The organism is Streptomyces sp. NPDC090994, from assembly GCF_044768905.1.
In the GTDB taxonomy this organism is placed as follows: domain Bacteria; phylum Actinomycetota; class Actinomycetes; order Streptomycetales; family Streptomycetaceae; genus Streptomyces.
In genome coordinates this window covers 478,673-486,891 of the sequence record NZ_JBIVWS010000005.1, presented here as the reverse complement: position 1 = coordinate 486,891, position 8,219 = coordinate 478,673, and the positions used below count along the sequence as shown (strand labels likewise).

Below are 8,219 nucleotides of genomic sequence, written 5' to 3'. Positions count from 1 at the left end.
AAACGCCCGGTTACATTCCGAACCCGGAAGCTAAGCCTTACAGCGCCGATGGTACTGCAGGGGGGACCCTGTGGGAGAGTAGGACGCCGCCGAACGATTATTGGATAAGAGGGAGACCCCCGCACCTTTCGGTGTGGGGGTTTTCTGCGTTGTTCGGAGGATTGAGTTAGGGGCCCTTGGGGCCCCTTTTTTGTTAGGGCTAGAGGCGTCCTGCGGACTTGAGTGCGAGGTAGGCGTCGGAGAGGGCTGGTGGCAGTTGCTCGGGGGTGGCGTCGACGACCGTGACGCCGTGGCGGCGGAGTTGGTCCGCGGTGCGATGACGTTCGGCCTGGGACTGGGCGGCGGCTGCGGCCTCGTAGACGGAATCCGTGGTGCCGCGTGCGGTGGCCATGCGGGCTACGTGCGGGTCCGCCACCGAGGCGAGCAGGACCGTATGACGCTGGGTGAGTTGCGGGAGTACGGGGAGGAAGCCCTCCTCGATGGGGGCCGCGTCCAGAGTGGTGAGCAGGACGATCAGGGATCGGCGGGGCGTGGTGCGGAGGATCGTGGCGGTGAGGCCGCGGGCGTCGGTCTCGACCAGCTCGGGTTCCAGCGTCGTCATGGAGTTGACCAGGGACGGCAGGACGTCGCCCGCGGTGCGGCCCTGCACCAGGGTGCGTACGCGGCGGTCGTAGGCGAGGAGATCCACGCGGTCGCCGGCGCGGGTGGCCAGGGCGGCAAGGAGCAGCGCCGCGTCCATGGAGGAGTCCAGGCGGGGAGCGTTGCCCACGCGGCCGGCGGAGGTTCGGCCGGTGTCGAGGACGATGAGCACGTGGCGGTCGCGTTCGGGGCGCCAGGTGCGTACGGCGACTGCGGTGTGGCGAGCTGTGGCGCGCCAGTCGATGGACCGGGTGTCGTCGCCGGGGACGTACTCGCGCAGGCTGTCGAACTCTGTGCCCTCGCCTCGGGTGAGGACGCTGGTGCGGCCGTCGAGTTCGCGCAGGCGGGCCAGTTTGGAGGGGAGGTGCTTGCGGCTGGTGAACGGGGGGAGGACTCGTACCGTCCAGGGGACCTTGTGGGTGGCCTGGCGGGTGAACAGGCCCAGGGGGCCGTAGGAACGGATCGTCACGCGGTCCGCCTGGCGGTCGCCGCGGCGGGTCGGGCGGAGGCGGGTGGTGGTGCGTCGGCGTTCGCCGGGCGGGACGGTCAGCCGGTGGCGGGACGCGGTGGTTTCCGTGCCCGGTTGCCAGCTGCTGGGGGGCCAGGCGTCGCGGAGGCGGGCGCGGAGCGGCCTGTTGGAGGGGTTGGTGACCGTGAGGGTGACGTCGGCGCTGTCGCCCAGGCGCACGGAGGTGTCGCCGGAGCGGGAGAGGCGCAGACGGCGCACGGGGGCGGCCAGGGCGTAGTCGCAGGCGCACGCCAGGGCGATCGGGCCGTTGACCGCGAGGATGCCCGTCCAGCCGGGTTCCCAGATGCCGACGGGGAGGGAGCCCAGGGCCGCGAGGAGCGCGGCGCGTCCGGTGGGTGCCATCAGCGGGGGACGGGGAGGTTGGCGAGGATCGCGTTGATGACGGAGTCGGCGGTCACGCCCTCCATCTCGGCCTCGGGGCGGAGCTGTACGCGGTGGCGGAGCGTGGGGAGGGCCAGGGCCTTCACGTCGTCCGGGGTGACGTAGTCGCGGCCGGTCAGCCAGGCCCAGGCGCGGGCGGTGGCGAGGAGGGCCGTGGCGCCGCGCGGGGAGACGCCGAGGGAGAGGGACGGCGACTCGCGGGTGGCGCGGCAGATGTCGACGACGTAGGCCGTGATCTCGGGGGAGACGGTGGTCTTGGCGACGGCGGCGCGGGCGGATTCCAGGTCGGCGGCGCTCGCCACGGGGCGTACGCCGGCGGCGTGCAGGTCGCGTGGGTTGAAGCCCGAGGCGTGCCGGGTGAGGACGTCGATCTCGTTCTGGCGGGAGGGGAGGGGGATTGTGAGTTTGAGGAGGAAGCGGTCCAGCTGGGCTTCGGGAAGGGGGTAGGTGCCCTCGTACTCGACCGGGTTCTGGGTGGCCGCGACCAGGAACGGGTCGGGGAGGGGGCGGGGGGTTCCGTCGACGGTGACCTGGCGTTCCTCCATCGCTTCGAGGAGGGAGGACTGGGTCTTCGGCGGGGTGCGGTTGATCTCGTCGGCGAGGAGCAGGTTGGTGAAGACCGGGCCGGGCTGGAAGGAGAACTCGGCGGTGCGGGCGTCGTAGACGAGGGAGCCGGTGACGTCGCTCGGCATCAGGTCCGGGGTGAACTGCACGCGCTTCGTCTCCAGGCGGAGGGAGGCGGCGAGGGCGCGGACCAGGAGGGTCTTGGCGACGCCGGGGACGCCTTCGAGGAGGACGTGGCCGCGGCAGAGCAGCGCCACGACGAGGCTGGTCACGGCGGCGTCCTGGCCGACCACGGCCTTGGCGATCTCCGCGCGCAGGGCCTCGAGGGACGCGCGGGCGTCGCCCGGGGTCCCGGCCGGCCCGGCGTTGTCAGTGGTCGGGTCCATCATGGACGGCGTACCTGCCTTTCGAGTTCATCGAGTTGATCGGCGAGGGAGACGAGGGCCGCGTCGTCGCCGGGCGGCGGGCCGAAGAGGAGGGTGTGCGGGGACTGCGCGGTGCCGGGTTCCCCGTGTTCGCCGTGGAGGTGGGCGGACAGGGCGGGGAGCAGGGCCTCGGGCGTGTGTGCTTGGGGTACGGGGATGCCTACCAGGGGGGCGAGGCGGGTGCGGGTGGTGGAGCGAAGAGCGGCGGCCGCGCGGTCGCGGGCGTTGGCCTTGCGGTAGAGGCGGGCGCGGCCTTCGACGGTTTCGGAGGCGCGGACGGCCACGGGGAGTTTTTCGGGAACGAGGGGGCCGAGCCGGCGTGCCCTCCACAGGGCGGCGACGGCCGCGGCGATGAAGAGCTGCAGGGTGCCCCAGAGCCAGCCGGAGGGGAGCAGGCCGAAGAGGCTGCGTTCGCCGTCGTCCGCGGCGGTGGCGTCGGAGAGGGAGGGGAGGTACCAGACCAGATGCGGGCGGGAACCGAGGAGTTGGAGGGCGAGCGAGGCGTTGCCGTGCTCGGCGAGGCGGTCGTTGAGGAGGATGTCGGGGGCGCCGAGGACGATCGTGTCGCCCGCGGAGGCGGATCCGTTTCCGGGGGTTTCTTCGGCAGGGTCTTGGGACGGCTGCTCGGCGGCCGGTTCCGGGATGCGCAGGAGGGTGGCCAGGCGCTCGCTGCGGTAGCACGCGTCGGCGTCGAGGTGGGTGGTGGTGTAGCGGCGGCCGCCGGTGTCGGCGGTGCCCGCGCGCCGGGCGGCGGGGAGGTCGCAGCCGGTGCCCGGGGACAGTGTCGAGTCGGGGCTGACCGCGGGGTCGGCGGTGACGCCGGGGGCGAGACGCTCGACGGACGCGCTGCCGGGGGCGAGCAGGACGGTACGTCCGCCCGAGCCGGCGGCGGCCGAGCGCAGCCGGGTCTGCTGGGGTTCCGTCAGGAGGTCGGGGGCGGCGACCAGCAGGGTGGTGTCCGGGCCGGTGGCGGCGCGTGCCTCGGCCAGAGTGGTGACCACGCGGGTGGTCACGCCCCGGTCGGCGAGGAGTTCGGCGACGGCCCGGCTGCCGTAGGGGTCGGCCGAGCGCGGGTCGAGTTCGCCGTGCCGGGCGTCGGAGCGGACGACGGCGATCGCGACGGCCCCCGCGACGAGCAGGACGAGGGCGAGCGCGATGCCGCGCGTGCGGGTCCACAGGTGGCGGGCGGTGGGCGAGGCCGAGGTGGACGGGAGCGTGGCCTCGGTGGTCATCCGGCGGCTCCCTGGCGGGTGTGGCGGTCCGTGCCGGGGGCGGTGGTGCCGCTCGCCGGCTGGGGGCGGGTGCGGTCCAGGTCACGGTCGAGGCCGGCGATGCGCCGGTACGACTCCTCGGTCGCCGCACGGCCGCCGTACGTGACGTCGTCGAAGGACCGGGCCGCGGCGCGGAGCCCGTCGCCGTGGACGGGCAGGGCGCGGCCGGCCTCCGTGGCCGCCTCGTCGGCGGTGCGGCCGGGACGCAGGTCGAGGAGGGCGCGTTCCTCCAGGGACCGGACGATGGCCCGCATGCGTTCCTGGACGGCCTGGTTCCAGTGGCCCTGGGCGGCATGCGCCTCGGCCGCGGCGCGGTGTTCGGCGGCGCTGCGGGGGCGGTCGTCGAAGAGGGCCGCGGTGGTGCCGGATGTGCGGCGGGGGGTGCCCAGTCGCCACCAGAGGGCGGCGGCGACCAGGACGACGGCGGCGATGATGACGACCAGTCCGAGTGTTCCCCCGGGCGTCGCGGTGGAGGCGGCGCTGAACAGGTCGTCGATCCAGTCCCAGAAGGCGTTGAGGGCGCGGTGGAACCAACTGGGGTCGTTCTCGTGGTACATGCGCTTGGACAGCTCGCGGCGGGCCGCCTCCCGGGCGGGGTCGCGGGGCGTCGTCAGCGGTGGTGCGTCGTCGGAGCGCGACAGTACCGGCGCCGGCCCGTGGCCGGCGCTCAGCACTGTCCGTACGGCGGTGTGCGGCAGTACCTCGGTGAGGACTCCCCCCGTCCTGCTCACCGCATCAGCTCCCCGGGGTCGCGCCGGGGGCGCCGTAGCCCTGGACGCCGGCGGCGCGGGCCAGTTCGAGGTCGAGGGCCTCGCGGCGGATGCGCTGGTCGATGTAGAGGAGCACGGTGACCCCTGCGGAGATCGGGAAGGTGATCATGGAGCCGATCACCGAGCCGATCCCGCTGATCACCAGGAAGGTCCAGCCGAGGCCGCCGCTGCCGTCGACCAGGCCGCTGAACCCGTCGCCGTTGAAGGCCGCGGCGAGGAAGGTGAAGGGGATGACGACGATCGACGCGACGACGTTCGCGATGATCGCGGCCAGCAGCTGGATGCCGAAGATCCGCCACCAGGAGCCCTGCACGAGCTTGGTGGAGCGGCTCATCGCCTTCACGATGCCCTGCTTCTCCAGCATCAGCGCGGGCGAGGCCAGGGAGAAACGGATCATGAGCCACCCGGCGACGACCGCGGCGGCGATGACGCCGATGACGCCGATCGCGACGGCGGCTCCGCCGCCCGCCGTGAAGGCGACGAGGATGCCGGGCAGAGCGCCGACGAGGAGGATTCCGACGCTGATGACCAGCAGCAGGAGCACCAGGCCGAACAGCTTCAGGACCTGGGGGCGGGCGTCCCGCCAGGCTTCGCCGGTGGTCACCGGCTTGCCGAGGACGGCACGGCTGGTGACGGTCGTCAGCAGGGCGGTCGCCAGGACCGTGCCGACCAGGGAGATGACGAAGAGGACGGCCGAGCTGACCATGGTGGCGGCCATGGCGTCGCCCAGTTCGCTGAGGGTCGCGTCGGGGTCGTTCAGGGCGTCGGTCCGCGCGCTGTCCAGGACCAGGCCCTGGACCAGGACGACGATGACCTGCGTGACGACCGCGACGGTCAGCGAGATGCCGAGGACCGTGCGCCAGTAGGCGCGCATGGTGGAGACCGCGCCGTCGAGGATCTCGCCGACGCCGAGCGGGCGCAGGGGGATGACGCCGGGCTTGGCCGCGGGCGGGGGGCCGCCCCAGCCCGCGCCCCAGCCGCCGTAACCGCCCGGGCCGCCGTATCCGCCGCCCCAGCCGCCGCCGGGGACGCCGCCGTATCCGCCGGGACCCTGAGGGCCCTGTGGGCCGTGGCCCGGGGGCGGGGTGCCCCAGCCGGGGCCGGGGGGCGGCGGAGGCGGTGGGGTCTGGCCGGTGCCCGTGGGGCCCGTGGGCGCGGACCACTGGCCGGGTGGCGGCTGCTCCGGGGACCACTTCGCGCCGGGGCCTGTCGGGTCCGGGCCGGGCTGGTCGGCCGGCCGGCCGGGGCCGGGGCGGTCGGCGGGGCCGGACGCGCCGGGCTGCCGCCCGTCGGACGGGGCGGATCCGGGCGAGGTCCAGCCCGGAGTGTCGTTCATCGTCGCTCCTTCACGGTGCCCGTCCGCGGTCGCGGCGGCAGGTTGGCAGCCATCGTGCCATGGGGTGGTCGGATGGTGACCGGCCGCGGTAGGTGCTGCGCACCTTCAATTGTCCGACGGATAGGGGGAAGACTGACCGCATGGCTGATCAGTACGCGCAGACCGGCGAGGACAAGCGGCCGAGCGACATACCGGCCCTCCGCTGGGAGGAACCACCCGAGGGACCGGTCCTGGTCCTGCTGGACCAGACCAGGCTGCCGGCCGAGGAGGTCGAGCTGGTCTGTACGGACGCGCCCGCGCTTGTGGAGGCGATCCGTTCGCTGGCGGTGCGCGGGGCGCCGCTGCTCGGTATCGCCGGTGCGTACGGGGTCGCGCTCGCCGCCGTGCGGGGATACGACGTGGACGACGCCGCGAACGCGCTGGCGGGAGCCCGTCCCACCGCGGTGAACCTGGCCGTCGGCGTGCGCCGGGCGCAGGCCGCGCACCGGGCCGTGCTCGCCCGGGGCGGCGGTGCTCCGCAGGCCGCCCAGGCGGCGCTGGCCGCGGCGCGGGCGCTGCACCGGGAGGACGCCGAGGCCAGTGCCCGCATGGCCGCGCACGGGCTGGCACTGCTGGACGAACTCCTGCCCGGGGGCGGGCACCGCGTCCTCACCCACTGCAACACCGGGTCGCTGGTGTCCGGCGGCGAGGGCACGGCGTTCGCGGTGGCGCTCGCGGCGCACCGGGCGGGACGGCTGCGGCGGCTGTGGGTGGACGAGACGCGGCCGCTGCTGCAGGGCGCCCGGCTGACGGCGTACGAGGCGGCCCGCAGCGGCATGGCGTACACGTTGCTCACCGACAACGCGGCCGGTTCGCTGTTCGCGGCCGGTGAGGTGGACGCGGTGCTGATCGGGGCGGACCGGATCGTGGCGGACGGGTCGGTGGCGAACAAGGTGGGGAGTTATCCGCTGGCGGTGCTGGCGCGGTACCACCATGTGCCGTTCATCGTGGTGGCGCCGGTGACGACGGTGGACCCGGACACGGCGGACGGGGCGGCCATCGAGGTGGAGCAGCGGCCCGCGTACGAGGTGACGGAGGTGTCGGTGCCGCAGGTGCCGGTGTCCGGGGCGGGCGGTGGCGTTCCGATCGCCCCCTTGGGGACGCAGGCGTACAACCCGGCGTTCGACGTGACTCCGCCCGAGCTGGTGACGGCGGTCGTCACGGAGGAGGGCGTGATCTCGCCCGTGACCGCGGAGGCCCTCGCGGGGCTGTGCACGCGGGCGCGTCGGGTGACGGCCGGCTGACGGGGCCGTCGGGCCGGCCGCTCTGTACAGTGCACGCCGAGGGGGCGGGACGTGGCCGCCGGCCGGGACCGGACCGGACCGGGACGGCGGCGGCGAGTGCCGGCGTGCTGCCGGCCGCGCGTGGGGCATGGCGGGGCACGGTGGGGCAGGCCGGTCACGGGGTGCCGCTGGTGCGGGGCCGGCCGCGGTGTTGGCTTCGGTGCGGGGGCTTCCAGATTCCGGTGGACGCCCGGCCCGGGCACCGGGGCAGACAGTGACCGTCCCCTGCGGCTAGGGTCACAGGCCAGTGACCTGCCTCACCTGCGCCTCTGTGTCCGTTATGAGAATGGGATGATGTCGTTTATGAAGGGACGAGTCCTTGTCGTCGACGACGACACCGCACTGGCCGAGATGCTCGGCATCGTGCTGCGTGGTGAGGGTTTTGAGCCGTCTTTCGTAGCCGACGGCGACAAGGCGCTGGCCGCCTTCCGGGAGAGCAAGCCCGATCTGGTGCTGCTGGATCTGATGCTGCCGGGCCGCGACGGGATCGAGGTGTGCCGTCTGATCAGGGCGGAGTCCGGGGTTCCGATCGTGATGCTGACGGCGAAGAGCGACACCGTCGATGTGGTCGTGGGCCTGGAGTCGGGCGCGGACGACTACATCGTGAAGCCGTTCAAGCCGAAGGAGCTGGTGGCCCGGATCAGGGCCAGGCTGCGGAGGTCGGAGGAGCCGGCGCCGGAGCAGCTCGCCATAGGTGACCTGGTCATCGACGTGGCCGGGCACTCCGTGAAGCGGGACGGGCAGTCGATCGCGCTGACGCCGCTGGAGTTCGATCTGCTGGTGGCGCTGGCCCGTAAGCCGTGGCAGGTGTTCACGCGTGAGGTGCTGCTGGAGCAGGTGTGGGGGTACCGGCACGCGGCGGACACCCGGCTGGTGAACGTGCACGTGCAGCGGCTGCGCAGCAAGGTCGAGAAGGACCCCGAGAAGCCGGAGATCGTGGTGACCGTCCGGGGTGTCGGTTACAAGGCGGGGCCGAGCTGAC

At 73.7% G+C, this 8,219-nt stretch carries 7 protein-coding genes and 1 rRNA gene; 3 read left to right on the top strand and 5 right to left on the bottom strand.

The features are described from left to right. Window positions 1–95, top strand: a 5S ribosomal RNA gene (gene rrf / locus ACIQR3_RS15020); the annotation flags it as partial. A gap of 104 nt (window positions 96–199) precedes the next feature. Here rrf and ACIQR3_RS15015 read toward each other — a convergent pair. The 5 genes from ACIQR3_RS15015 to ACIQR3_RS14995 are packed head-to-tail and all read right to left on the bottom strand — an operon-like array spanning window position 200 to window position 5,915. Next, window positions 200–1,510, bottom strand: a complete 1,311-nt coding sequence (locus ACIQR3_RS15015; RefSeq protein ID WP_403538421.1) for a DUF58 domain-containing protein — start codon at window positions 1,508–1,510, stop codon at window positions 200–202. After that, entirely contained in the window at window positions 1,510–2,499 is a 990-nt protein-coding gene (locus tag ACIQR3_RS15010; protein WP_403538420.1) for an AAA family ATPase, read from the bottom strand. Before ACIQR3_RS15010 ends, ACIQR3_RS15015 begins: the two co-directional genes overlap by 1 nt. Continuing rightward, window positions 2,499–3,770, bottom strand: a complete 1,272-nt coding sequence (locus ACIQR3_RS15005; RefSeq protein WP_403538418.1) for a DUF4350 domain-containing protein — start codon at window positions 3,768–3,770, stop codon at window positions 2,499–2,501. The genes ACIQR3_RS15010 and ACIQR3_RS15005 overlap by 1 nt, the downstream gene beginning before the upstream one ends. Then, a complete protein-coding gene (locus tag ACIQR3_RS15000) occupies window positions 3,767–4,540 on the bottom strand; it encodes a DUF4129 domain-containing protein (RefSeq protein ID WP_403538417.1) in 774 nt (257 codons plus the stop codon). The genes ACIQR3_RS15005 and ACIQR3_RS15000 overlap by 4 nt, the downstream gene beginning before the upstream one ends. Window positions 4,541–4,544: 4 nt before the next feature. Continuing rightward, window positions 4,545–5,915, bottom strand: coding sequence for a glycerophosphoryl diester phosphodiesterase membrane domain-containing protein (locus ACIQR3_RS14995; RefSeq protein ID WP_403538415.1), 1,371 nt, complete (start codon window positions 5,913–5,915; stop codon window positions 4,545–4,547). A 140-nt stretch (window positions 5,916–6,055) separates the two neighbouring features. On the opposite strand from ACIQR3_RS14995, the gene mtnA reads away from it, so the two are divergent. After that, window positions 6,056–7,198, top strand: coding sequence for an S-methyl-5-thioribose-1-phosphate isomerase (gene mtnA, locus ACIQR3_RS14990; RefSeq protein WP_403538413.1), 1,143 nt, complete (start codon window positions 6,056–6,058; stop codon window positions 7,196–7,198). Between the two features lie 330 nt (window positions 7,199–7,528). Next, a complete protein-coding gene (mtrA, locus tag ACIQR3_RS14985; RefSeq protein ID WP_003990656.1) occupies window positions 7,529–8,218 on the top strand; it encodes a two-component system response regulator MtrA in 690 nt (229 codons plus the stop codon). Window position 8,219 lies beyond the last annotated feature (1 nt).

Bases quoted from the DNA above. Each gene is read 5' to 3' on its own strand.
- ACIQR3_RS15015 (WP_403538421.1), bottom strand. From the start codon at position 1,510: ATGGCACCCACCGGACGCGCCGCGCTCCTCGCGGCCCTGGGCTCCCTC.
- ACIQR3_RS15010 (WP_403538420.1), bottom strand. From the start codon at position 2,499: ATGGACCCGACCACTGACAACGCCGGGCCGGCCGGGACCCCGGGCGAC.
- ACIQR3_RS15005 (WP_403538418.1), bottom strand. From the start codon at position 3,770: ATGACCACCGAGGCCACGCTCCCGTCCACCTCGGCCTCGCCCACCGCC.
- ACIQR3_RS14995 (WP_403538415.1), bottom strand. From the start codon at position 5,915: ATGAACGACACTCCGGGCTGGACCTCGCCCGGATCCGCCCCGTCCGAC.
- mtnA (WP_403538413.1), top strand. From the start codon at position 6,056: ATGGCTGATCAGTACGCGCAGACCGGCGAGGACAAGCGGCCGAGCGAC.
- mtrA (WP_003990656.1), top strand. From the start codon at position 7,529: ATGATGTCGTTTATGAAGGGACGAGTCCTTGTCGTCGACGACGACACC.